This window comes from Haloarcula vallismortis ATCC 29715, from assembly GCF_000337775.1.
GTDB lineage: Archaea > Halobacteriota > Halobacteria > Halobacteriales > Haloarculaceae > Haloarcula > Haloarcula vallismortis.
Genome location: NZ_AOLQ01000009.1, coordinates 93492 through 120346 on the forward strand (window position 1 = coordinate 93492; position 26855 = coordinate 120346).

General features: G+C 63.7%; 32 protein-coding genes and 1 tRNA gene. 17 read left to right on the forward strand and 16 right to left on the reverse strand.

The window, feature by feature from the left end; translation table 11 throughout:
• Positions 1-30: 30 nt before the first annotated feature.
• A complete protein-coding gene (locus C437_RS03715) occupies positions 31-495 on the forward strand; it encodes a hypothetical protein (protein ID WP_004515541.1) in 465 nt (154 codons plus the stop codon).
• A gap of 38 nt (positions 496-533) precedes the next feature.
• Positions 534-1193 (forward strand): 2,5-diamino-6-(ribosylamino)-4(3H)-pyrimidinone 5'-phosphate reductase, encoded by a 660-nt coding sequence (locus C437_RS03720; protein ID WP_004515542.1) that lies wholly within the window; start codon positions 534-536, stop codon positions 1191-1193.
• A gap of 17 nt (positions 1194-1210) precedes the next feature.
• Here C437_RS03720 and C437_RS03725 read toward each other — a convergent pair whose 3' ends face one another.
• Entirely contained in the window at positions 1211-1498 is a 288-nt protein-coding gene (locus C437_RS03725; protein ID WP_004515543.1) for a DUF7545 family protein, read from the reverse strand.
• A 62-nt stretch (positions 1499-1560) separates the two neighbouring features.
• Complete coding sequence (locus C437_RS03730) at positions 1561-2610, reverse strand: NAD(P)/FAD-dependent oxidoreductase (RefSeq protein WP_004515544.1); 1050 nt, start codon at positions 2608-2610, stop codon at positions 1561-1563.
• 101 nt (positions 2611-2711) lie between these two features.
• Here C437_RS03730 and C437_RS03735 point away from each other — a divergent pair, with 101 nt between their 5' ends.
• The 6 genes from C437_RS03735 (at position 2712) to C437_RS03760 (ending at position 6087) form a co-directional block, all read left to right on the forward strand.
• Positions 2712-2996: a DUF357 domain-containing protein gene (locus C437_RS03735; protein WP_004515545.1), complete on the forward strand. Its 285-nt coding sequence runs from the start codon at positions 2712-2714 to the stop codon at positions 2994-2996.
• A gap of 41 nt (positions 2997-3037) precedes the next feature.
• Positions 3038-3577 (forward strand): fasciclin domain-containing protein, encoded by a 540-nt coding sequence (locus C437_RS03740; RefSeq protein ID WP_004515546.1) that lies wholly within the window; start codon positions 3038-3040, stop codon positions 3575-3577.
• A 197-nt stretch (positions 3578-3774) separates the two neighbouring features.
• Positions 3775-4050 carry a winged helix-turn-helix domain-containing protein gene (locus C437_RS03745; protein ID WP_004515547.1) on the forward strand — a complete coding sequence of 92 codons (276 nt, stop codon included), beginning with the start codon at positions 3775-3777 and terminating at the stop codon, positions 4048-4050.
• Positions 4051-4096: 46 nt separating this feature from the next.
• Positions 4097-4399, forward strand: a complete 303-nt coding sequence (locus tag C437_RS03750; protein ID WP_049919590.1) for a hypothetical protein — start codon at positions 4097-4099, stop codon at positions 4397-4399.
• Positions 4400-4865: 466 nt separating this feature from the next.
• Complete coding sequence (locus C437_RS03755) at positions 4866-5834, forward strand: transcription initiation factor IIB (RefSeq protein ID WP_004515549.1); 969 nt, start codon at positions 4866-4868, stop codon at positions 5832-5834.
• 73 nt (positions 5835-5907) lie between these two features.
• Complete coding sequence (locus C437_RS03760; protein WP_004515550.1) at positions 5908-6087, forward strand: DUF7836 family putative zinc-binding protein; 180 nt, start codon at positions 5908-5910, stop codon at positions 6085-6087.
• On the opposite strand, the gene C437_RS03765 is transcribed toward C437_RS03760, so the two are convergent.
• The 5 genes from C437_RS03765 to C437_RS03780 form a co-directional block, all read right to left on the reverse strand.
• Positions 6088-6492: a translation initiation factor IF-2 subunit beta gene (locus C437_RS03765; protein WP_004515551.1), complete on the reverse strand. Its 405-nt coding sequence runs from the start codon at positions 6490-6492 to the stop codon at positions 6088-6090.
• Between the two features lie 52 nt (positions 6493-6544).
• A complete protein-coding gene (locus C437_RS20310; RefSeq protein ID WP_154021034.1) occupies positions 6545-6718 on the reverse strand; it encodes a DUF7556 family protein in 174 nt (57 codons plus the stop codon).
• Positions 6719-6915: 197 nt separating this feature from the next.
• Positions 6916-7659, reverse strand: a complete 744-nt coding sequence (thyX, locus tag C437_RS03770; protein ID WP_004515553.1) for an FAD-dependent thymidylate synthase — start codon at positions 7657-7659, stop codon at positions 6916-6918.
• Between the two features lie 82 nt (positions 7660-7741).
• A complete protein-coding gene (locus C437_RS03775) occupies positions 7742-8401 on the reverse strand; it encodes an RAD55 family ATPase (protein ID WP_004515554.1) in 660 nt (219 codons plus the stop codon).
• Between the two features lie 10 nt (positions 8402-8411).
• A complete protein-coding gene (locus C437_RS03780; RefSeq protein ID WP_049919591.1) occupies positions 8412-8996 on the reverse strand; it encodes a response regulator transcription factor in 585 nt (194 codons plus the stop codon).
• A 122-nt stretch (positions 8997-9118) separates the two neighbouring features.
• On the opposite strand from C437_RS03780, the gene C437_RS03785 reads away from it, so the two are divergent.
• Positions 9119-9694, forward strand: coding sequence for an MBL fold metallo-hydrolase (locus C437_RS03785; protein WP_004515556.1), 576 nt, complete (start codon positions 9119-9121; stop codon positions 9692-9694).
• Between the two features lie 23 nt (positions 9695-9717).
• Here the strand turns inward: C437_RS03785 and C437_RS03790 are convergent, their stop codons facing one another.
• Complete coding sequence (locus C437_RS03790; RefSeq protein WP_004515557.1) at positions 9718-10542, reverse strand: hypothetical protein; 825 nt, start codon at positions 10540-10542, stop codon at positions 9718-9720.
• The gene (locus C437_RS03795) at positions 10539-10862 is read right to left on the reverse strand and encodes a DUF5827 family protein (protein WP_004515558.1); all 324 of its coding nucleotides are present in this window, start codon (positions 10860-10862) and stop codon (positions 10539-10541) included. The genes C437_RS03790 and C437_RS03795 overlap by 4 nt, the downstream gene beginning before the upstream one ends.
• A 27-nt stretch (positions 10863-10889) precedes the next feature.
• Between C437_RS03795 and C437_RS03800 the strand changes: the two genes are divergently transcribed.
• The 3 genes from C437_RS03800 (at position 10890) to C437_RS03810 (ending at position 15307) form a co-directional block, all read left to right on the forward strand.
• Positions 10890-12608: a histidine kinase N-terminal 7TM domain-containing protein gene (locus C437_RS03800; RefSeq protein WP_004515559.1), complete on the forward strand. Its 1719-nt coding sequence runs from the start codon at positions 10890-10892 to the stop codon at positions 12606-12608.
• Between the two features lie 41 nt (positions 12609-12649).
• On the forward strand, positions 12650-14806 hold the full coding sequence (locus C437_RS03805; protein ID WP_004515560.1) for a beta-glucosidase: 2157 nt from the start codon (positions 12650-12652) through the stop codon (positions 14804-14806).
• 111 nt (positions 14807-14917) lie between these two features.
• Positions 14918-15307 carry a thioredoxin family protein gene (locus C437_RS03810; protein WP_004515561.1) on the forward strand — a complete coding sequence of 130 codons (390 nt, stop codon included), beginning with the start codon at positions 14918-14920 and terminating at the stop codon, positions 15305-15307.
• A 3-nt stretch (positions 15308-15310) separates the two neighbouring features.
• Here the strand turns inward: C437_RS03810 and C437_RS03815 are convergent, their stop codons facing one another.
• Complete coding sequence (locus tag C437_RS03815) at positions 15311-17512, reverse strand: thioredoxin domain-containing protein (protein ID WP_004515562.1); 2202 nt, start codon at positions 17510-17512, stop codon at positions 15311-15313.
• A 44-nt stretch (positions 17513-17556) separates the two neighbouring features.
• Positions 17557-17820 (reverse strand): hypothetical protein, encoded by a 264-nt coding sequence (locus C437_RS03820; protein ID WP_004515563.1) that lies wholly within the window; start codon positions 17818-17820, stop codon positions 17557-17559.
• Positions 17821-17972: 152 nt separating this feature from the next.
• Here C437_RS03820 and purD point away from each other — a divergent pair, with 152 nt between their 5' ends.
• From purD to C437_RS03835, 3 genes are all read left to right on the forward strand, one after another.
• Entirely contained in the window at positions 17973-19322 is a 1350-nt protein-coding gene (purD, locus tag C437_RS03825; protein ID WP_004515564.1) for a phosphoribosylamine--glycine ligase, read from the forward strand.
• Positions 19323-19381: 59 nt separating this feature from the next.
• Positions 19382-20878 carry a TrkH family potassium uptake protein gene (locus C437_RS03830; RefSeq protein WP_004515565.1) on the forward strand — a complete coding sequence of 499 codons (1497 nt, stop codon included), beginning with the start codon at positions 19382-19384 and terminating at the stop codon, positions 20876-20878.
• A gap of 67 nt (positions 20879-20945) precedes the next feature.
• A complete protein-coding gene (locus tag C437_RS03835; protein ID WP_004515566.1) occupies positions 20946-21494 on the forward strand; it encodes an acyltransferase in 549 nt (182 codons plus the stop codon).
• Between the two features lie 4 nt (positions 21495-21498).
• Here C437_RS03835 and C437_RS03840 read toward each other — a convergent pair whose 3' ends face one another.
• From C437_RS03840 to C437_RS03855, 4 genes are all read right to left on the reverse strand, one after another.
• On the reverse strand, positions 21499-22293 hold the full coding sequence (locus C437_RS03840; RefSeq protein WP_004515567.1) for a mechanosensitive ion channel domain-containing protein: 795 nt from the start codon (positions 22291-22293) through the stop codon (positions 21499-21501).
• 2 nt (positions 22294-22295) lie between these two features.
• The gene (gene dacZ, locus C437_RS03845) at positions 22296-23105 is read right to left on the reverse strand and encodes a diadenylate cyclase DacZ (RefSeq protein ID WP_004515568.1); all 810 of its coding nucleotides are present in this window, start codon (positions 23103-23105) and stop codon (positions 22296-22298) included.
• Between the two features lie 71 nt (positions 23106-23176).
• Entirely contained in the window at positions 23177-24496 is a 1320-nt protein-coding gene (locus C437_RS03850) for a cobyrinic acid a,c-diamide synthase (RefSeq protein ID WP_004515569.1), read from the reverse strand.
• Positions 24497-24498: 2 nt separating this feature from the next.
• Positions 24499-25539, reverse strand: a complete 1041-nt coding sequence (locus C437_RS03855; RefSeq protein WP_004515570.1) for a nicotinate-nucleotide--dimethylbenzimidazole phosphoribosyltransferase — start codon at positions 25537-25539, stop codon at positions 24499-24501.
• Between the two features lie 85 nt (positions 25540-25624).
• On the opposite strand from C437_RS03855, the gene C437_RS03860 reads away from it, so the two are divergent.
• Positions 25625-25849, forward strand: coding sequence for a DUF7385 family protein (locus C437_RS03860; RefSeq protein WP_004515571.1), 225 nt, complete (start codon positions 25625-25627; stop codon positions 25847-25849).
• Positions 25850-26202: 353 nt separating this feature from the next.
• On the opposite strand, the gene C437_RS03865 is transcribed toward C437_RS03860, so the two are convergent.
• A tRNA-OTHER gene (locus tag C437_RS03865) sits at positions 26203-26304 on the reverse strand.
• A gap of 213 nt (positions 26305-26517) precedes the next feature.
• Between C437_RS03865 and C437_RS03870 the strand changes: the two genes are divergently transcribed.
• On the forward strand, positions 26518-26838 hold the full coding sequence (locus C437_RS03870) for a cupin domain-containing protein (RefSeq protein ID WP_049919593.1): 321 nt from the start codon (positions 26518-26520) through the stop codon (positions 26836-26838).
• Positions 26839-26855 lie beyond the last annotated feature (17 nt).

Genomic DNA, 26855 nt, shown 5'->3' on the forward strand with positions numbered 1-26855 from the left:
TAACGAACGTGGCCATCCGGAGGCCTGACAATGGGCAGTATATTCGGGTCGAAGCCCTCGGAGGCCCACGTCATCTGGCGGAGCGGTCGGAACAACGACGGCACGAAGAAGTTCGATTTCGAGTATCTGGAACTGTGGGCCGCCCATTTCGGGGTCGACTTCGAGCAGTGGACCCGTGTCGACCACGACCGCGGTGACGAACCTCGCGACCAGTTCGCTTGCGTGTTCCGCTGGTCGAAAAGCGGCGGGCAGGAACTCTCCGTTGGCGACGAGGAGTGGACGATGGGCTCTCAGCGCAAGCCTCGCACGTTCCTCGAAATCGACGAAGAAGGGATGGTCCGGCTTCGGGGCTGGAGTACTGAAACGACGCTCGATGTCGACGAACTGGTGCTGCAAAAGACGGTGCTGAAGCTGCAAACCGCCGACGGCACGGTAAAGAAACTCGACGTGCGGAAGCTCTCGAAGCGCCCCGAGACGACCGCCACCCGAGCGTAACCCAAAAGTCGTTTGACGTATCGCCGGCACGAACGAGTATGCACGTCGTCGTCAACGCCGCGATGAGTGTCGACGGGAAGCTCTCCTCCCGCCGCCGCGAACAGATCGCTATCTCCGGACCGGACGATTTCGACCGGGTCGACCAGCTCCGGGCCGACAGCGACGCCGTGATGGTCGGCGTCGGCACGATTCTCGCCGACGACCCCTCGCTGACCGTCGACGACGCCGACCGCCGCGCCGCCCGGGTCGACCGCGGTGACCCGGAAAACCCCGCCCGCGTCGTCGCCGACTCCCGTATCCGGACGCCGCCGGACGCCACCGTGTTGGACGGCCGCGCCCAGACCTACCTCCTCGTCAGCGAGGCCGCGCCGCCGGACTTCGTCGAGGAAATGGAAGACGCCGGCGCGTACGTCATCGCTGCCGGTCAGGACCAGGTCGACCTCACGACGACGCTCGCAAAGTTGGAGGGCGACGGTGTCGACCAGCTCATGGTCGAAGGCGGCGGCGAACTCATCTTTGGCCTGCTAGAGGAGGCGCTGGTCGACGAACTGTTCGTCTATGTCGGCCCGAAAATCATCGGCGGCCGGGACGCGCCGACGCTGGCCGACGGCGACGGCTTCATCGAGGACTTCCCGGAGCCGGAGCTGGCCGGCGTCGACCGGGTCGACGACGGCGTCGTCCTCCACTGGCAGTTCTGAGAACTGGGCCGGCAGAATTAGTGGTCGTGGCCGGTCAGCTCTGCGAATGACTGCCCGAAGCGCTCCTCGAACAGCTCGCTTGTCTCCTCTTCAAGCGCGACAATCTGCTCGTCCGGTTCGCCCTGAGCGTGGTGGACAGCGCTGTGAATCCGCTGGGTCATGCCGAACATCGCGATGTCGCCGACGACCTGCGGGTCCGTCTCGTCCGGTGACTCCCGAAGGATATCCACGAGTTCGCTCGGGACTGTGAGTTCGTCGGTCTCCTCGCCGTCTTCGATAGTCAGCGTGACAGTGTCGGTTGCCATGCCATTGACTCCGGGGGCTATCCTAAAGGGTCTGTGGATGTGGGAACGGAGAAGGCAGTGCCTTAGTCGTCGGCTTCCGCAGCGGCTTCGGACTCCGCCTCGGCGGCAGCCTCGGCCGCTGATTCGAGGTACTCGTCGGCATCAATAGCGGCTTTACAGCCCATCCCAGCGGCGGTGACGGCCTGCTGGTAGTGGTAGTCGACAACGTCGCCGGCGCCGAAGATACCGTCGACATCGGTGGCGGTCTGCCCGCCGCCTTTGCCGCCCTTCGCGACGATGTAGCCAGTGTCGTCCAGTTCAACACCGGTGTCTTCCAGATAGTCGGTGTTGGGCGTGTGGCCGATAGCTATGAAGACAGCCCCCACGTCGAAGTCGAAGGTCTCGGTCCCGTCTTCGTCGAGCTTCTCGCTGGGATAGCCCTCGTCGTTCCGCGCAAGCGTGACGTGGTCGACCCCGTCTTCGGGCGAGCCATGCATCTCCAGCAGTTCGGTGTTCCGCATAATCTCGATTTCGCCCTCGTCGACCTTCTGCTGGACGCGGTCAATCCAGTAGTCCTCGGCGCGGAACTCCTCGCGGCGGTGTGCGATGTAGACGGTGTCGGCGAACTTCGTGAGGAAGTGGGCCTCCTCCATGGCCGCGTCGCCGCCGCCGACGACGAGCATGTCCTCGCCGCGGAAGAACGCGCCGTCGCAGGTCGCACACGTCGAGACACCATAGCCCATCAGTTCGTCCTCGCCGGGGACGCCTAGCGTCCGGGCGCTGGCTCCGGAGGCGGCGATAAATGCGTCGCAGGTGTAGACGTCGCCGTTCGACAGTTCCACGCGGAACGGCCGCTCGCTGTCATCGATGTCGGCGACGATACCGTGTTCGAGTTCAGCGCCGAAGCGCTGGGCCTGCTCTTTCATGTTGTTGATGAGGTCCGGTCCGGAGAGGCCCTCCGGGAAGCCGGGGAAGTTCTCGACTTCGCTGGTCAGCGTGAGCTGTCCACCCGGTTCATCGCCTTCTAAAACGAGTGGGTCGTTGTTGCTTCTGGCGGCGTAGATGGCCGCTGTCAGTCCCGCTGCGCCCGTGCCAGCGACGATGAGTCGTCGGTGTTCGACCGATTCTGTCATTAGCCAAGTTAGACTACCGGGCCGTATTTAGCTTGTGTTGTCGTGTGCCGAACTCGAACCGTGACGACATGCTTAGGCCGCTGCCACCGCTCGTTGAGGGTATGGCCGCCGATCTCGAAGAGAAGACCGACCGGTATGAGGGACTGCTTGCGGAGGCACTCGATGCGGCATCAGTCGCGCCGCCTGAGGGGACACCGATGCACGACGCCGCTCTGGACTGTGAGGAGATGGCGTCGTCGTATCTTGAAGATGGGCGTCACTTTCGAGACGACGACGACCTCGTGAACGCGCTGGCGTCGTTTTCGTACGGGCACGCGTGGCTGGACGCGGGCGCACGCATCGGACTCTTCGACGTGCCGACTGAGGGCCACCTGTTCACTGTCTGAAACTATGGCCTAATTTGGGTCTCAGTTCGGCAATCGGTTAAGTGTCAACAGTCCTCCGAATATGCTGGGTTTCCATAAAAGAGACCAGACGCAGTGTCCTGCGGAGTATCGGTGCCGGAACAGCAGTCGCGGTCGGTGGCGTCGGTGCCGCCAGCGCCAAGCCGCCGAGTGAGGGCGAGACGATCGCCGACGTGGCCTCGAATGACGACCGATTTAGCATCTTGGTCGACGCGCTGGCCGAGGCAGAGCTCGTCGGGGCGCTCGGCGGCAACAGGCAATTGACAGTAGTTGCGCCGACGAACGAGGCGTTCAAACAGTTACTGGACGACCTCGGTATCTCGAAAGAGGACCTTCTCGCCAGAGACGACCTCGCACAGATACTGCTGTACCATGTGATTCCCGGGCGACGCAACGCCGCCTCCGTCACCGCCTCGTCAAAGCTCCCGACACTCAACGGGGCGACAATCGACGTAGACGGCACGAACCTCAACGGTGACCAGGCGGACATCATCACCGAGGCGACGAACATCGAGGCCTCGAACGGCTTCATCCACGCCATCAACGGTGTGTTGCTGCCGTAGGCAGGATCACTGATACATTTTGGGCGCGTGCGCGACGGCCGGAACTGCCGCCCTGCGACGACTGTCCCCGACTGGGGCAGGACGGTCCGGGTCCCCGACGGCGACCGTTGACGCCTAGTCACCCCGGCTACGCTCGTAGGCAACGTCCGTTCGGTCGGCCAGTGGATATACCTACACACGGAGAGTGTGGGACAGTGATGGAGGGTGTCCTCTGGTACGTTCTCTCCGGGACCCGCGGGGGGCCGAACAGAGCTCGTATCCTCGAAGCCCTTGAGCAGCGGCCTCGGAACGCTAACCAGTTAGCGGAGGACCTCGACCTCGACTACAAGACGGTCCGTCATCACCTCGACGTGTTGATGGACAACGGGGTCGTCGACAACACCGGCGGCGACTACGGCTCCGTCTACACGCTGACCGACCGGACCGAACAGTACTGGGACACCATCGAGGAAATCATCGCGGAGATAGAGTGACAATGGCTGAATACGGACTTTCACTACACGACACAGGGGGGTACAGATGGCAGTCTGGATGACCGCCGCGAGCGTCGCATCCGCGCTCAACGTCGTCGTCTTGCTCGTGTTGCTGTCGGTCTGGATCCGGAACTACTTGGAAGTGAACTCGAAACACGCGCTCGGACTGACTGTCTTCGGGCTCCTGTTGCTCGCCGAGAACTGCCTGTCCGTCTACTACTACGTCCTCGACCCACAGGTCGCCGTGTTGTTGCGAAGCGCCGCCCCTGTTGCCGGTCGCGCGATGACGTTCGTCGCCCTACTGGAACTCGCCGGGCTGGTGTTTCTGACGTGGATCACCCTCGACTGAGGGGTCGTCGGGACGGCTCTCCGGAAGGTACCGCCGTTGCTGTGTTTGTATCTGGTACGTAGCTGTAGCCAAAGTGTGTCAACTGGTAACATCGTTTTTTATACCACATCACCCCTCCACGGTGTGCGGAACCACACTCCGACTCCCGTTGTTTTGACGACTCCGGGGCCGGTCCGTCGTCTCGCTTCACGGGGCAGCAGTCCCGCGGTGGGGGCCGGCAGTCCATCGGAGAATCGACGACAACACGCGGCCCGCACCGAGCGTGCGCCGTGGGCGGCAGGCGGCGACAACCGCCAGACATATATACGAAAGCAATTAGGCGTGCCATTCTCTATCATGGCGCTGTCTGCCGATTCCCTCGAAAAGTCGGCGAAAGATTTATATACTTTTCGGACTAACTATAGGGTAAGACAATTCCCCAAACGGTCTTAAGATTTCTGCACCCGGCAGAACAGGACTCCCAATCATGAGTGAATCAACAACGCGGACAAACACACGAGAACGAGAGGAAAAAATAACCGAATCGACGGAACAGGAAGCTGTAGAGACCTGTCCCGAATGTAGTGGCAACGTCGTTACGGACACCGAACACGGCGAAACAGTCTGTGAGGACTGTGGACTGGTCGTCGAAGAGGACGAGATTGACCGGGGGCCGGAATGGCGGGCGTTCAACTCCGCAGAGAAGGACCGGAAGTCCCGCGTCGGCGCGCCGACGACGAACATGATGCACGACAAGGGCCTCTCAACGAACATTGGCTGGCAGAACAAGGACGCCTATGGCCGCTCACTCTCCAGTGAGCAGCGCCAGAAGATGCAGCGGCTCCGGACCTGGAACGAGCGGTTCCGCACCCGCGATTCCAAGGAGCGTAATCTCAAGCAGGCGCTGGGCGAAATCGACCGGATGGCCTCCGCACTGGGGCTTCCCCAGAACGTCCGCGAGACGGCCAGCGTCATCTACCGCCGCGCGCTCGGTGACGACCTGCTCCCGGGCCGGTCCATCGAGGGCGTCGCGACCTCCGCACTGTACGCGGCCGCTCGCATGGCCGGGAACCCCCGGTCGCTCGACGAGATGGCCCGCGTCTCCCGCGTCGAGAAGATGGAGCTCACACGGACCTACCGGTACATCGTCCGGGAACTCAGCCTCGAAGTCCAGCCGGCGGACCCGGAGCACTACCTCCCGCGATTCATCTCCGATCTGGAACTCAGCGAGGAGACGCAGCGACAAGCCCGTGACCTCGTCGAAGGCGCCCGTCAGTCCGGGATGCTTTCCGGTAAATCACCGGTCGGCATCGCCGCCGCGGCTGTCTACGCCGCCGCCCTGCTGACCAACGAGAAGGTCACACAGAGTCAGGTCAGCGACGTGGCCGACATCTCCGAAGTGACGATCCGAAATCGGTACAAAGAACTCCTCGAAGCCGAGGACCTTCCGGCCTGATGCTCGGGTGAAGGCAGACTACTGGGGAGACGACAAGGCTTTTTATCACTGGGTATGTGTGTGAGTAACATACATGGAGGAAGCGTACGTGCGATTGCTCTGTCCTGAGTGTAAGAAAGACTGGGAGTCGACGCCGACGGATCTGCCGCGACACGACACGACGTTCCACTGCCCGAACTGTCACGCGAGCCACCGGCTCGCTGTTTTCACCCGCACGGAAAACGACTTGCAGACGCTGAAAGGGCTGCAGTAACTACTCGCTCGTCGCCGAGCGTGCGCCACACGCCTCACAGCGGAGCAACAGCGCGCCCTGTTCCCGTTCCAGTTGCGTGTCCGGCAGCCCACACTCCGAGCAGAGCACGAACTCGTCGACGTACTCGTCGATAGACGCCTCGATACGGTCGGCGTCGAAATCGCCGGTCAACCGCGCCCGGCCGCTCTCGTCGATGTGGCCGCTCGTTCCCAGGTCGTTCTGGAGGAACTTCATCACGTGGTCGTCCTTGCGTCCGAGCCGGGAACACGTCGACTGGAAGTTCTCGTAGACGGTGACGTTCCCCTCCTGTCGGACATCCGGGTCCGGGACCTCGAACCGTTCACTTGTGCCGTCGATCTCGGGCGTTTCTTCCATCGCCCGGTTGAGCATATCGTCGTATTCCATACTCCAACGTCACAGAGCAGCCAACAAAAACTTTTCAGCCGGTGGTCGTCCGTTATCGCCAGGCCGTAAGTGTGCAGGTTTCGTCCGCTACCATCGAAATCCAGGTGTCATCGTGAGCAATATCGGCGATGACGAACCGCTGCTGGCCGTCGACATCGTCGACAGCACACATCACATCAGACGCAGTTCCCGACCGACGGGTGGGACGTTCAACCTCGTAAGACACGATTGTTCATCTAGGATGTGTGGTAATGAATGTGTCGTACTCGTTTCGTCTTTTGATACTCTGGAATCCGTCCGGTTACGCAAGAAAAGGATTTGTGTCTTGCTATTGCCGTTGTGAGTATTAGGGTCGATTCAACAACCGTCGGTGCGAACGGCCGGCGACAGCCATCCGGAACCGCTCGAGTAGCGCCGGAGCTGTCAGGGCGCGAGCCGGTTCTTGCGTCCCTTCATTTCCTGCTCGTAGTACTCGAAGGTCTTGGGACACCAGTCGGCCGCCAGGTCAAGCATCTCCTCGGTCATCTCTCGGATCTCCCACTGTGCGTCCGCCGCCGCTCGCATATCCGCGACGTGCATCAGCATCCGGGCGTTCATCGACATCACGATGTTCACCTTGGTCCCGATTGGCAGCACGAACCGGGCGTCTTCCGGCGGCATCCCGAGGTCGAGCAGTTCCTGATACGATTCGACCGCCTGCTCGATGGTGTCTTTGAATACCTCGCTTCGTTTCTCGAACTCCTCGTCTGAGAGGCTGGCCTTCTGCTGATTCCGGCCGATCCAGTCCGGGTCTGTTGCGGACGGCGGTGTCACGACTAACTCGCCCTCGCGGACGGCCTCGGGATTCACGTCGTCGAAGGAGACGTACCGCATCGACTGGACGTCGAAGGAGACGTGTCGGTGGCGCGTGATCTGGGCCATACAGGAGCGCGAGACGCCTTCGACGGCGAAGGTCGCCTGCGCGTGTTCGAAGGGGCCAAAGTGGCCGTGGTCGAGCAGATGCCCGATGAGCGTCTCCTTTTTATCGTCGAGGGTGTCCCCGTCGACCTCGGCCATCGTCGCCTCGAACGACTGGCTACCGACGGAGGTGTCACTGTAGTCGTTGCGTGCTGCTTTGCAGATAAGATCCTCGGGGTCGTCTGTGGCTTCGAGCAGCTTTACGTCCATATCGGGTGGGTGGCCCGGAGCGGCAAAATACTTCCTTCCCGGACCGGCAAGGCGTCTGGACCACCTGTGGATGGCTGCGCGCTCAGATATCCTGCCAGTCTGTCGGCTCGCCGGCGAGGCCGAGCACGCGGGCCTCGCGACCGCCGCCCTCGGCGTCGCGCACGTCGATCATCCCGTCGAAGGCCTGCTTGATGACCTGCAGGGTCTGGTCGTCGTGGGCTCCTGAGTCGATGGTGAACACGCCGATGTAGCCCGCGGAGTCCAGCCGCGAGGACAGCACGTGACAGAACTTGAACACGGTCTTCTTGTCCGTGTAGGTCAGCATCGTCGACAGCGACACGAGGGCCAGCCGGCCCTGTTCGTTGCCGGCGTTGTGGAGCCCCTCCAGCGCCTTCGTGATGCCGATACCGATGCCGGTGAGGTCGCCGGGCGAAGAGACGTGATGGACGTGGGCGTTCCCGATTGCGTCCTCGTCCGTGCCACCCTCGCCACGGCAGTCGATGACACCGAGCTGGGAGTCGTCGAGGTCGGGCACGAGCGACCGGAACTCCTCGACGACGCTGCCCGCGCCGTCGCCGGTCGTCACGACCACCGCGCCGTCCCCCTCGCGTAGCCCGTCGGCCAGAATATCGTATGCGAGTCGGTCTTTCCCGCTCATTGCCGGGCCGGAGATCAGGATGCTGGACCCCGGCCGGACCTCACTGAGCGCATCGAACTCTAGTACTGATGTGAGATCATACATTGTTTGTCGCTCAGTTGTCTTCATCGTCGCTCAGTCCGCGAAGCGTTGCGATGAAATCGGAGTCGTCTTCGATGCCACCGAGTGTGTCCGAGAGGTCGTCTCGCATCTCTGTGACTCTCTGGGTCAGTTCGTCGTACTGGTCGCTCTCCGCCAGTTCCGCGCTCGACTTCGTCGCTTCCAGCGTCGCCTGCTTCTCGACGAGTGCGTAGTACTCCTGTAGCAGAGAGTCGTACTCGGAGCGGTCCAGCAGATTGTCGACCGTTTCATGGAGCTGTTCGCTCCGAATCGGCTTCGAGAGATATGCATCAAAGCCCATCTCCAGAATATCGAAGTCCGGCTCGACGGCGGTGACCATCGCCACCCGACAGCCAAGGTTACGCTCACGGATGCGCTCCAGTACTTCGTCGCCGGACAGCCCCGGCATCATCCGGTCGAGCAGCACCACGTCGACATCCGCGTCCAGTTGCTCCAGGCCCTCGTCACCGTTCTGTGCCATGCGGACCTCGTACTCCTGTTGCAGCCACAGTTTGTACGTCTCGGCAACATCTGGTTCGTCTTCGACGATAAGCACCACAGGTAGGTCCGAATCTGACATAATGTTCTACTATCCCTCGTTTGCATATCCATATACATAGCCCTGTGGGTGCGGGCGTGCAGCGCGTCTCGGTCGGTGACAGAACGATACCCACATCCGGGACGACGGTCAATAGGCGGGTAATGATTCGAAATCTCGCCCGTGGACAGCAGGCCTTCACGAGCAACGTGTTCCTCGTCCCTGGGGACCGAACCGTTCTGGTCGACGTCGGCAACGAGTTCGACGTGGTGGCGGCAGTCGAAGAACACGTCGACGATATCGACGCTGTCGCCGTCACCCACACCCACTACGACCACGTCGAGAACCTCGACAGCGTTGTCGAGGCCTTCGACGTGCCGGTGTACGGCTACGACACTGAGCAGGACGGCATCGAGCACGCTATCGCCGACGATGAAACGATACGGCTCGGCGACCACGCCTACCGGGCGCTGCACACGCCCGGCCACAAGAACGACCATCTCTGCTTCTACTCGGACGAGGCTGGTGTCCTGTTCGCCGGCGACCTTGTGTTCGCCAACGGGAGTTTCGGCCGGACCGACCTCGACGAAGGGGACCGGGACCTGCTCGTCGACAGCATCGAGCGGGTGCTGTCGATTGTCGACGAAGGCTTACGGGAGATGCATACCGGTCACGGGCCGAGTGTCACCGACGCACCGTATCAGGATATCGAACTGGCGCTGCAGGCCGCGAAGTTCTGAGGGCACAGCCAACCGAACAGTTTTCAGTCGAACGCACAGGCCAGCAGCGCGTCGTATGCGTGGTCGTACGCATCGGCAACGGCCGCCGGGTCGCTCCGTTGTTCACTGTCGAGCGCGGGCAGGCGTACCGCGGCGACTTGCTCGATGAGGTCGACGACGTTTGGCACCCGCTCCTCCAGCTGGCCGTCGCCGGGGCCGCCGGTGGCAATCTGACAGGCCTTGGCGTACCGGTCGCCGTCGTAGATGCGCGCTCGGCCCGGTTCGACGACGGCGACGGCGTCCGGTTCGATGCCCGACAGCGGCCGGGCCACGTCGCCGTAGGACTCGACGACCGCCCGGTCCGTCGCTTCGATATCCGTGGCGAGCGAATCCAGCGCCTCGACGTGCATTACCCGCATCAGGTCGTTGAAGTCGGCCACCGAGGTGACCCGTGGCGCGTTAGCAAGCGGGAGCCGGTCGGAAACAGACTCCAGCAGGTCGATGGTACCGTTGACGACGTATTCGACGCCCGTTTCGGCACTCGGCCGGCCGACCCGGTCGACGACGAACTGCTGGTTCTCCTTCCCGAGCAGGCCCGTCTTGGCCCCCGGCGAGGGATGCCACAGGCGGTGAATCGGATTGATCTCTTCCGGGGCGACATCGCCCGGTGACGCGGCCGCGAGGCGCTTGGCGTCTTTGCCGTACAGCCGCCCGTCAGTCGTCGCTCGCTCGTAGTCATCGTGGTCGAACCAGTAGTTGTTGCCCGCTCTGGGCTTGAACCCCTGTGCGCTGGTCCGGGAAAGCAGGCCGACGCTGAACGTGGTCTTGCCCGCGTCGACGCGGTCGCTGCCGGCGACGAGGAGCTTCATGACTCGGCAAGACCGTACAGCCCGACGACATCGTCGTCCTGCGGGTCGGCGATCACGAGGCCGTCCTGGTTGTATATCATCCACGGGATCGCCCAGTCGATGAACACCGACTCGTTGGCTTCGTTGAGTTCGGCATCCGCCGGAAGTCCCTGCAGGAGACGGGCGATTTCCGGGATGGTGTACAGTTTGTCAGCGTCGAGAATATCGGCGGGTTCGTGGAGTTCGAACGACAGTATCTCGTCGAACTCCTGCTTGTCGACAGGCATACCCGCCGGTATGCCGAGCGAGTGGGTAAATCCCTCGAACTGGGCGGAACCCATTTACTCGCTGAACCGGATTGTTCAGTAATGGTCACGCTGCTCGTTGCGTACGCCTTTTTTCTGCTCGTTGTGGCCGTTGTCCTTGGGACGCTGTCGGTGTACGCGTGGGGGCGGCGCGACTACACCGGCGGGACCGCGCTCGCGGTGCTGCTGGCTGGGCTCTCGATATGGGACCTCTGTGTCGCGGTCGGCGTCTTGACACGCGGGACCGACATGGCCCTTCTCTTCGCATATGGCCTGTACGTCGGTGTAATGCCTGCGATAGCCGGTCTGTTCGTGTTCTCTCTGGCATACACCAACCGCGACCGGTATCTCAATCGGTGGACCTACGCACTTCTGAGCGTCGAGCCCATCGTGTTCTTCACCGCGTTGCTTGCCGGCCCCGACGGGCTAATATACACCGTGTCAGGTCCGACGGGAACGGGCATATACGGCTGGGAAATCGCCGGCGGGCCGGTGTTCTGGGGCCATCTCGTGTACGCGTATGCCCTTATCGCCGTTTCGAGTGCACTCATCGTTCACTACGCGCTCGACTCCGGCGACCTCTACGCAAAGCAGGTGTACGCCGTTCTGCTGGCCATCGCCCTCCCGTGGTTCGGGAGCGTCCTCAGCATCTTCGGTGACACCAGCATCGAACTCACACCGGTGCTGCTGGCGGGAACCGGGGTCACTCTCTCGTGGGCGTTTTTCAGGGGACGACTGCTGGACATCTCGCCGGTCGCCCACCGGGAAGTCGTCGAGTCGCTCAACAGCGCTGTATTCGTCGTCGACACGAACGACAGGATACTCGAAGCCAACGACACCGGCCGTCAACTGCTCGGAGACGACACTCTCGTCGGCCAGTCCGTCACGGCCGCGCTCGAAACGTCGCCTGACCTGCTCGAAAAGTACCGCGGTCTCAACGACGACACCGAGGAAACACAGGCCGTCATCGAGCGGACCGCCCGGTTTTTCGACATCCAGCTCACGCCGCTGTACGACTCCCGCGATACGCTGGTCGGGCGCGTCTTTCTCGTCCACGAAATCACCGAGCAAAAGCAGCGGGAGCGAGAACTCGAACGCCGGAACCAGCAGCTTGACCAGTTCGCCGCCGTCCTCTCACATGATCTGCGGAACCCGCTGAACGTGGCTTCCGGCCGGCTGGCGCTGGCGCGGGAACGTAACGACCCCGAGGAGTTCGACCGCGTCGAGAAAGCCCACGAACGAATGAGCAACCTCATCGACGAAGTGCTTGCCTTTGCCCGCGACGAAAAGACGACCGACCGGGTCGAGATACGCCTTTCGGCGCTGGCGAAGGCGGCTTGGGGTCACGTCGACACCGGCGAGGCGACGCTGCAGATTGACGGCGACAGAGAGATTATCGGCGACCGCGACCAGCTCCTGCAACTGTTCGAGAACGTGGTTCGGAACAGCGTGGAGCATGGCTCCACAGGCGGTCGGCCCGGGGCCGACGACAATGTGGGCCGGGATGACGCAGGAGTGACGATACGCGTCGACGCCACTCCCGAGGGGTTCACAATCAGCGACAACGGTCCCGGTGTCCCACCCGAGAAACGAGAGGAGATATTCACGCACGGCGTCACCAGCTCCGAGTCAGGGACCGGCCTCGGACTGGCCATCGTCCAGCACGTCATCGAGTCCCACGGCTGGGACGTCGAGATGACAGAAAGCCGGTCAGGCGGCGCGAAACTCGTCGTCTCCGGGCTGAGTGCGGAGTCAGCCCAACCGTCCGAGATGGCGTCGTAGCCAGTCGACACTCTAAGGCCCGCCCGGCCGTGAACTTCGGTATGACCGACGCCGACCACATCGATGCGTTACTCGCAAAACTGTCCCGCACGCAGAAACTCGCGCTCGTTCGTGGCGCAACTGACCCGAAGGGCACAGCAACGGGATACATCTCTGGCGTCGACGAGGCCGGGATTCCGCCGTTTCGTCTCGTCGACGGGCCGCTTGGCATCCGAGCAGAGGGTCACCATGCGACCGCCTTTCCCGCGTCAATTGCGACGGCGGCGACGTTCGACACTGACCTGGCCCAGCGGCAGGGAGCGGCGATGGGGCGTGAAGCGACAGCGCTCGGACAGGACGCGCTGCTCGCGCCCGGTGTGAACATCATCCGGGCTCCGCACTGTGGTCGCAACTTCGAATATCTCTCCGAAGACCCGGTCCACGCCGGGGCCATCGGGGCCAGTCTCGTCGACGGCATTCAGTCCGAGGAGGTTGTTGCGACGGTGAAACACTTCGTCGCCAACAATCAGGAGACCCATCGCACGACCGTCAGCGCTGAAGTAGACGAGCGGACGCTCCGGGAACTGTATCTCCCGCCGTTCCGCGCGGCCGTCGACGCCGGCGTCGGGTCGGTAATGACGGCGTACAACCGGGTCAACGGCACGCACATGAGCGACCACGAGCCCCTCATCGGCGACGTGCTCAAAGGTGAGTGGGGGTTTGACGGCTACGTCGTCTCGGACTGGTACGGACTGGAAAGTACCGTCGGTGCGGCCAACGCAGGCATGGACCTGGAGATGCCCGGCGTGGCAGCCCCCGGAGCCGAGGACACCGCTGCCGACGAGACCGCCGATGGCGACACCGTCGAGTGGCCGGACGGCATCCCGGACGCGACGCACGCGGGCCTGTTCGGTGATCCGCTCGCAGAGGCCATCGACAATGGCGATGTTCCAGCCGGCCGACTGGACGACATGGCCCGGCGGATTCTCGGACAGATGGACCGCTTCGGGCGACTTGACGGCGGCCGGACTGCCGCCGAAGGCGGTAACAGCGACGGTCAGGCGGGTGAACTCGACAGCCAGCGGCACCGGGAGATTGCCGCTGACGTGGCGGCCCGCGGGACCGTGTTGCTCGACAACGACGGTGTCCTGCCACTCGACGACGGCGCGGACGTGGCCGTTATTGGGCCGAACATCGACGAGCCGAAACTCGGCGGTGGGGGCTCCTCCGAGACGACGCCGGTTCACTCGGTTACCCCGATTGCAGGGGTCGAATCTCGCGCCGAGGGCGCAGTCACGACGGCGTTTGGCGTCCCACAGATCGAGTCCGTCTCGCTGTTTGACCTGCTGCCGTTTGTCGGCGAGGACGAGGACGCCGACAAGGCGGCCGCGGACACCGCCGAACGGGAGCCGTCACTCGACGATGCCGTCACGGCCGCCGAATCCGCCGACGTTGCCGTCGTGTTCGTCCGCGACGCGACGACGGAGGCACGGGACCGCGACTCACTGGCGCTCCCGGGCCAGCAGGACGAACTCGTCTCGGCCGTCGCCGCCGCCAACGAGAACACTGTGGTCGTCGTCAGGTCTGGCGGCCCCGTGGAACTCCCGTGGCGGGAGGACGTAGCCGCGGTCCTCGAACAGTGGTATCCCGGACAGGCTGACGGCGATGCAGCGGCGGCCGTCCTCTACGGTGATTGCGACCCAAGCGGCCGGCTGCCAGTGACGTTCGCACCGGAAAGCGAGTACCCGACCGCAGGGGACGAACGCCGCTACCCCGGCGTCGACGACGAAGCCCACTACGACGAGGGCGTCTTTGTCGGCTATCGGCACTTCGACGACGGAGACGCGGACCCGACCTACCCGTTCGGCCATGGCCATTCGTATGCGACGTTCGAGTACGGCGATGCCGAAGCCACGGCCGAGCAGACGGTCACAGTCCCCGTCGAGAACGTCGCCGACAGGCCGGGTAGAGAGGTCGTTCAGGCCTACGTCCGACCGCCGTCCGTCGAAGGAGGCGACCGCCCGGAGCGCGAACTCGCTGGGTTCGAGGCTGTGCAGCTAGCCGCCGGCGAACGGCAGACGGTGGAACTGACGCTGGACGATCTGGCGTTCTCGCGGTACGCCTCCGACTCCGGGTGGACGGTCGACACCGGAACGTACACCGTCGAGATCGGCCGCTCGTCGCAGGACATTCGGACGACCGTTCCAGTCGACCGATAGCGCGTCTGTCCCCTTGTCTCGGCTGAAACACCGATGTACCTGCCGATGGCGGTCTGAAACGGTAAATTCACGGCCGGGGATTTCAAGCCCCCTGACGACATACAGCCAGCTATGAGTCAGACGCTCGAAACCATGGAGCCGAATCCGGTGTGGGTCGAAGACGCCTACGCCGACACTGTCGACGTTCTCACACGCTACGCCGACGAGTTCGAGTATAAGATCTGGGGGGGCGACTGGTGTAAGGACTGTCGGGCCCAGCTTCCCGACTTCGGGGCGGCCCTGAAAGCCGCCGGAGTTCCTGCCGAGCAAATCCACCACCTCCCAGTCGAGAAGGAAGACGACGGCTCGAAGACCGGCCCACAGGTCGAGGCGTACGACATCGAACTGATTCCGACCGTCGTCGTCGAACACGACGGCGAGGAGATCGCCCGTTTTGTCGAGGAAGAGCCGGTCCCTATTGCGGTGTATCTTGCCGACAAGATCGAAGCCGCGATGGGGTAACCCTTACGCCAAGTCGTCAGTTTCTGCGCCCCAGTCCAACGCCGTTTCGAGGTCGTGTTTCGGCGGCGAACAGGCGAAGTTCCGGCAGGCGTACACCGTCGGTTCGCCGTCGACTTGTTCGCGGCCAGCCCAGATCGGCGGCGACTCGTCAAGTCCCAGCGCGTCGAGCCACTGCTCGAACTCGCTGTCGTCGGCTGGTCGGTGGGCCAGCAAACGGCGCGGAATGTAGTGTTCGGCGAGGGTTTCCGCCCACTCGCCCGGATATGCTGACTGGTCGCCGACCAGCGTCAGTTCCAGCGCGCCCTGCTCGTAAGTGTCCGTCGCCAGCGTTAGCGAGGCGTGCTGGAGCGGGTTCGAGGAGACGCGGTCGGCGTGGGTCCGGAGGACCCGCTCGGCTACGCTTTCGAAGCGGTCGTTGTCGCTGAAATGAGACAGCGACAGCAGGAGGTCGACGGCGACGCCGGTGCTGGACGGCGTCGACTGGTCGGTCAGTTCCTGTGGCCGCGCGACCAGCGATTCGCCGCCGGTCGGGGTGAAAAACAGGGTCCCCTGCTCGTCGTCCCAGAACGCCTCTGTGATAGCCTGTCCGAGGTCCATCGCAAACGCGAGATGCTCGACGTCGCCGGTCGCCTCGAACAGCGTCAGCGCACCGCGGCCGAGAAACGCGTAGTCTTCCAGATAGCCGTCGATGGCCACGTCGCCGTCCTTGTACCGGCGGTTGAGGCGGCGCTCGTCTTCGTCCCACAGGTGCTCCCGGACGAACGAGAGGGCGTCGGCGGCAACGTCAGCATACTGCTCGTCGAGGACGATTGCCCCTTCAGCGAGCGTCCGAATCATCAGCCCGTTCCAGCCGGCCAGCACTTTCTCGTCGCGGGCTGGACGTGGACGGTCCTTTCTGGCCTCGAACGTCTGATTCAGGGCGCGCTGGAGGCTCGCCGTGATCTCGTCTTCGCTTTGCTCGTACTCCTCTGCCAGTACTGCTACTGGCTTTCGGACGGCGAGTACCGTCGCGCCCTCGAAGTTGCCCCGCTCGGTGACGCCGTAGTAGTCACAGAAGACCTCGGCGTCGGTTTCGTCGTCGACGGCGTCGTGGACCTGTTCGGGCGTCCAGACGTAGAACAGACCTTCTTCTGTCTCACCCCCGGGCTCGTCTCGCGGGCTTTCCCCGCTCGATTGTTCCGAGTCGCTCCGCGACTCGCTATGTGGCGCGCTTTCAGCGTCCAGCGTGCTGAAAAAGCCCCCGTCGGGGTGTTGGAGTTCGCGCTGGACGAACTCGAACGTCTCCCGGACGACCGACGCGTAGCGCTCCGAGCCGATGGCCTGATAGCCGGCGAGGAAGGCACGGGGAATCTCGGCGTTGTCGTAGAGCATCTTCTCGAAGTGCGGGACGGCCCATTGTTGGTCCGTCGCGTAGCGGTGGAAGCCGCCGCCGACGTGGTCGTACAGCCCCCGGTCGGCCATCACGTCCAGCGTCTCCTCGACGACGTTCAGGTAGTCCTCTTGCCCACCATCTGCGTGAGCCCGAAGCAATGCGTGCAACCGCCCATTCTGGGGGAATTTCGGGCCGCCGGAGCCCCAGCCGCCGTCCTGACGGTCCGCGCCGCGGTGGGCAATGGTTCCGGCGGTCTGGATGATGTCTTCGGCGGGGTCCTCGGGGTCGGCCGGCGTCGCTTCGAGGTCGCTCTCGATGGCCTCGGTCCACTGCTGGGCGCGATTTTCCATCTCTTCGCGCTGCTCGGGGTCCGACCACGAGTCCGCGAGACGCTGGAGCAGGTCGCCAAAGCCCGGCTGGCCGCGCTTCTCTTCGGGCGGGAAGTACGTCCCGACGTAGAACGGCTCGCCATCCGGTGTGAGCCAGGCCGACAGCGGCCAGCCACCGCCGCCGGTCACCTGCTGACAGATGCTCATGTACACCGAATCGAGGTCCGGGCGCTCCTCGCGGTCGACCTTGATCGGGACGAAGTGCTCGTTGAGCTGCTCGGCGATTGCCTCGTTCTCGAAGCTCTCCTCCTCCATGACGTGACACCAGTGACACGCCGCGTAGCCAATCGAGAGGAAGATGGGGACGTCTCGCTCCTTTGCGGCCTCTAGGGCTGTTTCGTCCCATGGCTGCCAGTTGACAGGGTTGTCTGCGTGCTGGCGGAGATACGGACTCTCCGCCTCGTCGAGTCGGTTTCGGGCTGTCGGGTCCGTGGCGTCGCTCATACCTGTGGCTGGGAGCGCCGCGGTGAAAAGGGGTCCGACGGGACCTACTCGCTCGACAGCTGGATACCGCGAGCGACGACATACAGCAGGACGATTCCGGCTCCGACTGCGAGGATAAAATCACCGATGAGGGCTAGCAACGCACCCAGTACGGAGCTTTCCGAACCGAAGAACACGATGGTGTAGGGAACGAGGCTCCCGGCGACGAACACGCCGATGAGCTTCGCAAGCGGAACGGCTTCGGAGAGAATCAGGGCCGTGTTTAGTTCTCCTGTCACGGGGTCGACAAAGGGGCGGGTAGAGGGCATGCAACCGGGTGTCACGAGACTGGAACAAGTAGTCCCCGGTATCCGTCCAGCGGCCCGCCACGAGTGACATACCGACACGGAGACGACCGTCGCAGTCAGCGAAAACCGGCGAAAAGACAATACTTACGTGAGAGCCAATCCGGCCTTCGGGTATGTCAGAGACAGTGCTGCTGGTGGGTGGCGGCGGCCGGGAACACGCGATTGCGCGCTCGCTCGCGGACTCGCCCGCGGACCTCTATGCCTGTGCGGGGAACCGGAACCCGGGTATCGTCGCCCTTGCCGACGGCTTCGAGGCACTTGACACGACCAACCCGAAGGCCGTGACGACGTACGCTCGGGAGGTCGACGCCACGCTGGCAGTCATTGGCCCCGAGGCGGCACTCGCCGCCGGAGTCGCCGACGCGCTGGACGACGCCGGTATCTACACGTTCGGGCCACAGGAGCAGGAGGCCCGTATCGAGACGGACAAGGCGTTCCAGCGGCGGTTCATGCGTGAACACGACATCCCCGGCTGTCCGGACTTCGAGACGTTCGAGGACATGGACGCCGCCTGCGAGCACATCGACGAGTACGACGGTGATCTCGCGGTCAAGCCTGCCGGCCTCACCGGCGGCAAGGGCGTCCGCGTCATCGGCGACCAGTGTACCGCCCAGGAGGCCAAGGAGTATCTCCGCAGTTCCGACTACGACCGCGTCGTGCTCGAAGAGCGCCTCGTCGGCGAGGAGTTCACCGTTCAGGCGTTCGTCGCCAACGGCCAACTTCGCGTGACCCCGGCGGTGCAGGACCACAAGCGCGCCTACGAGGGCGACGAGGGGCCAAACACCGGCGGGATGGGCAGTTACTCCGACGCCAGCCTCCACCTGCCGTTCATGAGCGAGGACGACTACATGGACGCCGTCGACGTGCTCCGTGCGACGGTCGATGCCCTTGAGGGATACAAAGGCGTCCTCTACGGCCAGTTCATGCTCACCGAGACTGGCCCGCGCGTGGTGGAGTTCAACGCCCGCTTTGGCGACCCCGAGGCGATGAACACGCTGCCGGTGCTCAACACGGACTTCCTCGACGTGCTGACCGCCGCACGCGACGAGGAACCCCTGCCACAGCTCTCGTTCCGCCCGATGGCGACCGTCTGCAAGTACGCCGTCCCGGACGGCTACCCGACCGACCCCGACGCCGGCGCGAAGGTGACTATCGACGACGGCGTCATCGCGGAGGTCGTCGCGGACCACCGCGACCAGTCCGACGACGCGGAGACGGCCCCAGAGGCACTGCTGTTCTACGCCAGCGTCGACGACCGCGAGGACGGCATTTACACGACCACCTCCCGGTCCTACGCCGTCGTGGGGCTGGCCGAAACAATCGCCGACGCGGAAGCCATCGCCGAGGCGTCGCTCCAGCGGGCCGGCACGGAAGGCCTTCGCGTCCGCCACGACATCGGCAAGACTGACCTCGTCCAGCAGCGTATCGACCACATGGACGACATCCGCTGCAGCGCGGACTGAGAACCCGTACTGTCGGCACCAGCAGGCAGAACACACCAGGCCACAGGTGGTGAGCCACGGTGGCGCTGACAACCGTCGACGTGCGGGCGTCGCTGAACGTTCTCGGCGCGATTCTGCGGTGGCTGGCGGTCCCGCTGGTGATTCCCACCGTGGTCGCCGTTATTTATCGTGAGTCGCCGCTCCCGTATCTGGTCGCGATAGCGATCGCGCTCGGCGTCGGCACGGCGCTCACCCGCCTGCCGCGTGACCGCATCGCCGACCGCGAGGCGTTCCTGACAGTGTCGCTGTCCTGGCTCACAATCGCCGTCGTCGGCGCGATACCGCTGTACATTGAGGGAACTGGCGTGTTCGCCAGCCCAGTCAACGCCCTGTTCGAGGGGATGAGCGGCATCACGACCACGGGCGCGACGGTCATCCGGGACTTCGACGCCCACTCGCAGGCGCTGTTGATGTGGCGGCAGGTCCTCCAGTGGCTCGGCGGGCTGGGGGTGCTCCTGCTCGCGACGGCGGTGTTGTCGCGGCTTTCGGTCGCCGGCGCACAGCTCATGGAGACTGAAACGCGGACGGAGAACGTCACGAAGCTCACCCCAGGTATCGAGGAGACTGCCCGTATCCTCGGCAAGCTGTATCTAGGGCTGACGGCAGGAGCAGCGGCGATACTGTACGCGTTGGGTGTCGGCGGTCTCGCACCCGAGATGACCCTGTTTGACGCAATCGCGCACGCGTTTACTTCTATCGCGACCGCCGGCTTCTCCCCGCGGGCCGAGAGCGTCGGCGCGTTCTCACCGGCCGTTCAGTGGGCGGTGACGCTGTTCATGATCGTCGGGGCGACGAACTTCGTGCTACTGTACGCACTCGTTCGGGGTGAAACCGACCGGCTCCGGGACAGCGAGGAGTTCCGTTTCTACCTGGGGGTTCTCGCTGCCGGCTCCCTGCTTGTGACCGGGCTGCTCGTGGTCGACCAGGGGGCCATCGGCGGTGTCGGGGCGTCGATTCGTCACGCCGTCTTCCAGACCGCCGCCATCGTCACGACCACCGGCTACGCCTCGACGGATTTCAACACCTGGTCGGCCGGGGCCAAGAACCTCCTCTTCGCCATGATGTTCATCGGCGGGATGGCCGGGAGCACGACCTGCTCGGTCAAGACGCTGCGCTGGCTCATCGTCACCAAGTCGTTCTGGCGGGACCTGAACGTCTCGGCTCACCGCCAGAGCGTCCGGCCGGTCCGACTGGGGAGCGAAGCCGTGAGCGAAGACACTGTCCGGGACGTGTACGCCTACACGCTGGTCGCGCTGGTGTTCTTTGTTTTCGGCACGCTCTTGCTTGTCGTGGATGGCGAGGTGTCTGGCGTGCCGATAACCGAGTTCGAAGCGCTCAGCGCCGCCGCATCGATGTTTTTCAACATCGGGCCGGCCTTTGGTCGGGCCGGCCCCTACGGGACCTACGAGGGCTTTGCCCGGTCGAGCAAGGTAATGATGGTCCTGCTGATGTGGATCGGCCGCATCGAGATCGTCCCCGTGATGGTGTTGCTGACGCCGACGTTCTGGAAACGCTGAGAGCCTGACGAACGGCTGTCGGCTCCGGCGGTGCTGGTACCCGGGACCGTCGCCGGAGCCGACGGGTTTGATTACCGCGGCCCCGTACACGACGGACGTGAGTGGTCCACGACACGACCGGCTGACCCAGCATCCGACGCCCGGGCCGTACAATTCGCTGTTCCCGTGGCCCGAGGCCAAACACCCGCTCCGGGTGATGGTCAACTACGTCGTCATCCTTGTCTGTCGCATCTCGCCGAGCCTCCGACTGAAGAACTGGCTGCTGTCCCGCTTGGGAGTCACCGTCGGCGACGGCGTCGCCTGGGGCCTAGAGTCGACGCCGGACGTGTTCTGGCCGGAGCTCATCACCGTCGAGGACCACGCCATCATCGGCTACGACGCGACGCTGCTGTGTCACGAGTTCCTGCAGGCGGAGTACCGCACCGGCGAGGTCGTCGTCGGGGAACGGGCGATGATCGGCGCGGGCGCGATTGTCCTGCCCGGCGTCGAGATCGGCGCGGGCGCACAGGTCGCGGCGAACTCCCTTGTCGCCGACGATGTGCCACCGGAGACGACGGTCGCCGGCGTCCCGGCCGAACCGCTGGGCTCGGATGAAGCGTCGACCGAGCGGAGCTGACCCCCTAGTTCCGGATGCGGACGATACCCGCGTTGAACACGCGTTTGTTCGGGATGATGTACTCCTCGCCGTCGCTCTCGATGCGTGTCACGAGGACATCCACCTCCTGAACGATGCCGCTCCGATCGCCGATAACGATCTCGTCGCCGATGCTGTATGGCTCCGTCAGGAGCAGGTAGATGCCGGCCGCACCGGCCTGTAAGATGTCCTTTAGAGCCAGCCCACAGACGAACACCAGTCCGAAGGCATACGCCGCCAGCAGAATGAGCAGGGCGAGGGTCTCGACGCCCAGTTGCCCCAGCGCGATGAGTACGGCCAGATAGAAGATGCTGTACTTGACGAGTTCGGGGATGACCGTCGCCTCGGGCATCTTGACGCTGCGCAGCCGCTCGGAGACGACGAGTTTGGCCTTATCGCCCGCGATGAGGCCGATGATGACGGCAAAGAGGGCGATAAACAGATCGGGCAGAAACGACGTGAAACGGGCCCAGTACAGCTCCGGATCGGTCAACTGGGCGATGTTGAGGACGGCAGTGACCGTCGTGATGTAGATAAACAGCGCCGCCAGGTTCGAGACGATGCCGACGGTCGACGTGCCCAGCCCCCTCGCCGTCCGCTCGAAGGGAGTTCCTTCGACTGCTTCCGGCACGCCGAGTTCGCGCATGAACCGCCGCGAGGAGCGCCAGACGAGATAGCCGAGCACGATGCCGACAGCCAGTACCACGAGCGAAAAGACGAACGTTCCCTGCGGTGAGAACACCCGCCGGACGATCGTCGCCCAGTCGAAGCCGAACTGCATCCTCAGTACTCCTCGGGATCGATTTCGAGGACCAGCTCCCCGCCTTTGAACGCCCGTACGAGCCCGTCGCTTTCGGAAAGGACGATAGCCGTTGCCGTGGTGTCACGGGTGATTGCACCCGCCGCCATGTGCCGTGCACCCAGTCCTTTGGGGATGTCAACGCCCTCCGCAGAGGGTTCGAGATACCGATACGCGGAGACGATTTTACCGGCGTCTGAAATGACGAACGCCCCGTCGAGCCGCGAGAACTCCTTGAGCATCACGTTGACGATTGGGTCGCCGACGTGGACGTGGGACTTCTCGAAGGGGTTGTACGACAGCGGCCGGGACTTGTTCATCACCTTGCCGGCGTCGCCGACGACGAACAGGGCACCGACGGGCTTGCCTTTCTGCCCTTTCTTTCCGAGCTCGATAGCGACCTCGAAGACGTCGCGGACGACACTCGCGTCCGCCCGCGAGTTAACGAACATGTCGTACACGCCGGAGGGCGAGAAATCGTTGGTCTGAACGCGCACGAGCGTGTTCTCGGCACCGTCCAGCACTTCGGTCACGCAGAGTACCTCGTCACCCTCGTCGACGATGCCCTGCTCCAGTGCGCCCTCGATACCGAAGCGGAGACGGCCTTCGAGGTCGGTGAAATCAATCGGTAACTCGACGAACGGCTCCGCATCGAGGGTGTTCTCCGGGCCGACGACGACGATTTCTTCGTCGATGTCGTCGAACTCCTCGAAGAACGACGCGTTCGGGGAAAACAGGAACACGGCATCGACGTCTGCGACCAGGTCTCCGAGCAGGTCGCGCAACTCGTTCATTATCAGAACGACGCTGTCTGCCGAAAAAAAGGTTGCGGGCAGTCAGCCATGCGTCCGACGGCGGGCCTCTGTCAGCTGTCCTTCGAGGGCACTGCAAGGAAACGGTCGAACACACCGCTTTCTCCGTGGCAGTGGCAGTACGTGCCGACAGTGTTGTACTCGGTCAGCCCGTCGTGTTCGCCGTCGATACCGTCGCCTCGAACCATGTCGAAAGCGAATGACGCGTCACTGCCGAGGGTCGCAGCGGAGTAGTGGAACTCGTGTCCGCGGCGGTGCTCCCCCGACGCCGCCACAACGGTATCTGACTGCGCCTCCAGTTCTACGTGGTCGAGCGCCTGATACCGGTCTTGCATCTCAATTTCTGCCGGGAGGACGCCCGCCATCTCGTAGGTGTCGCCGTCGGTCGTCGTCAGCGACTCTGACAGCGCCATCAGGCCGCCGCACTCGCCATAGACCGGGACGCCATCCGTGGCGCGACTGGCTATCTCGTCGAGCGTCCCGCCGGTTTCGAGCGCCTCGCCGTGGAGCTCCGGGTAGCCGCCGGGCAGGTAAATTGCGTCTGCGTCGGGGACCGGGTCGCCGGCGACCGGCGAGAACGGTTCGACGGCCGCCTCGGACCGGAGCCGTTCGAGTGTCGATGGGTAGGTGAAACAGAACGCGCTGTCCTGTGCGACGGCGACCCGGCGGTCGGTCGCTGAGCCGTCGCGGGCCGTCTCCTCGGGTATGGCCTCTGGCGGTGTCCGGGCCACGTTGACCAACCGCTCGACATCGATGGTCTCCGCTGCCGTTTCGAGCGCGTCGCGGTCGAGCCCGGCTTCAGAGCCCATGTGTAACCCGAGATGGCGGTCGGGAATCTCCAGGTCCGACATCGGCGGAATCCGGCCGAAGTAGGTGAGGTCATCCGGGAGTGCGTCTCTGATGCCGTCGGCGTGTCGGCCACCGTGGGCGCGCTGTGCGAGGATGCCGGCCACGTCGATGTCCACGCCGATGCGGTCGGCGTACTGTGCGAACCCCAGTGCCGTCGCGGCGACGCTCTCCATACCGGCTTTCGCGTCCACGACCAGAACGACTGGGAGGTCCAGCCCTTCGGCAACGGCTGCCGTCGACGTTTTCGTCCCGTCGTAGAGTCCCATCACGCCCTCTACGATGCAGATGTCACCCGTGCCGCGCCAGTAGGTCCGGCACATACCGTCCTCGCCAGCGAGCCAGGGGTCGAGCGTCCGCGAGGGCGTGTCGACGAGCGCTTCGTGGTGGCTCGGGTCGATGAAATCCGGGCCTGCTTTGGCTGGCTGGGGCTGATACCCGGCGTCTTCGAGCGCTGTCAGGGTCGCCAGCGTTGCGACGGTCTTGCCGACGCCGGAGCTTGTGCCGGCGAGGACGACGCCATCCATCGTCACGGCCCCTCCTCGGCCGTCGCTGCGGGGGCGTCGCCGATCAGGTCGTCGTAGAGGGTCGCAAAGCGGTCCCGGACCTCTGCCATCGGGATGCCGGCGCGGTCGGCCAGCGCCAGCGCACCGCCCATCCCGACCCCTTCCTTGGCCTCGCCGGCGACGAACCGCTCCATTGCGACGTGGTCGCTCCGGTCGAAGCCGGGGTCCGTCACCGTCAGGTCGAGATCGAGCCGATGAGCCGAGGCTCGCACGTCGGCGCTCTCGTCGTTAGCCACGTAGCTCGTCGTCGCCAGACCGAGCGGCCCCTCGTAACCGCCGTGGCGGACCAGTGCAGCGACGGCGACACACTGACTGCCGCCGGCCAGCGTCACGGCGGTATCGCTCTCGACAGCTCCTGCAGTCAGCCCAGCGAGCGTGGCCAGCACTGGGTCCCCCATCCGGCGGACCGCCCGCTTCGGTTCGTTTGCGGCGTCACCCGGTGACAACGAACTGGCTTTGAGTCCCTGTGTGACGAGTTTCTCTTTCTGTTCCGTGGGGTTCTCTGGAAGGGACGAGGAGACCATCCCGTTCTCGCCCAATGCCCGAAGGACGCCCAGCGCTGTCGTCGTCCCGCCGGGAATAGTCTCACCCAGATAGAGCTCGTCGGCCGGGAGCGCCTGACCGAGCTGTCGGGCGGCCGCGAACGCCCCGTGAGCCGTCGGTACTGGGTCCTGCTCCGCGATGTCCTTTCCCGGGCGCGCGCCGACAGAGACCGTTGGCGCTCCCGTTCGCTCCGCCAGTCCGCCGTCAACAATCGTAGCGTCAAATCCCAGGACTTCCCGGACAGCCCGTGTCGCCAGCGCCGGCGTTGGACAGCCGCTCGGACTGACTGGTGTCACGCTCGTCCGGACCGGACTGCCGTATGCCACCAACTCCGCATCCGCCGCAGGCGTTACTGACATGAGTTCGGGATCGGCTCCAGCGGCGCTGATACCCGCTCGACTAGCGGTTTCTGTGGTTCCTGCGACGAGTGCGAAGCGTGTGCCGCCACCGGGAGAAGTCATTGTAATTGTATTACCACAAGCTAACTTTAATACCTCGGTGCCGGGCGGCGTATGATTTATGCCGTGCGCCCGCGGTTGCCCGAACATGGACGATTTTGACGAACTCCTCTCGTCGTTGACGCCGCGCGAGGACAACGAGGCAATCGCTTCCTATCAGAACACGACGGCCGTGGCCTGTCCGTCCTGCGAGAAACCGTTCGACGATATGGTCGTCTGCAAGCAGGAGTTCACCTCTCTCAACCTCGACTTCGAGATGGACCTCTGTACGACTATTAATGACGGGAACGTCGTGCTGTTTACCCACAAGTAACTGGGCGGAACTGCGACATGTCGCTGTTGTTCTTGACACTGATGGCGTGGTGTCCGGTGCTGACGCTCTACCGAAAATCAAGTCTGATAATTCCGGCGGTGGCTTTTTATACAGCTCCCGCCGTTAATCCAGATAGGCACCATACTGGTGCCGCACCACCCCCACCCCCCACCCCCACATTCCTTACCTTTCCACTTCCTGTGAGCCATCGGCTCCTACACCGAGACTCACACATAGCTATTGGCTGCCCCCACGGTGTTGCAATACTGCTAGACAACCCAACAATTAGGCCTGATCCGCCAGTGTGACACACCCGAAGCCGGTTGCATTCGCTGACAGTGAATAACGGAAAATGGAAGGGGCGGGAGTTGAACCACGCGGAGCCCTTTGCGGGGTAACCACCAACCGATTCTGGCATGTTGGTTGGTAGCGCTCTACCACTGAGCCACCCTTCCAAGCTATCTGTGATACGTTCCTGACAACCAAGTAAGTGATGATTCCGGGTGTTTCCGCACGCAACGCTCCCGGCATTCAATTGATGTTTAGCCGGCCGCTGGGCCGCATCTAATCAGTGGTAATGCCCAGCGCGGGAGCGGTATCCGCACCTTCGTCCGTTCCTTTTGGATTCACAACAACTTATTTTGTGCCGGCCGGCGACACTAGTGGATGTGTCATACACGAAAGTCAACTACACCCACGTGGAACCGGTCGCCGACGCCATGCACTTCCTCCGGGGCCCCCTGGACTGTGAGCAGGTCGGCGTCACCATCCTCGACTGTGAACCCGGCTGGACCGGCAAACCGCACGATCATGCCGACGAAGGCCACGAGGAGGTGTACGTCCTCGTTGAGGGAGCAGCTACTGTCGCGGTTGACGGCGAAGAGGTGTCCCTCGAAGCGGGCGACGCAATTAGACTCCCGCCTGCGGCTGAGCGGACGATTCACAACGGCGATACTGAGAGCACGTTTGTCCTCGTCGGCGCGCCCTGAAACTCGCAAAAACGGAT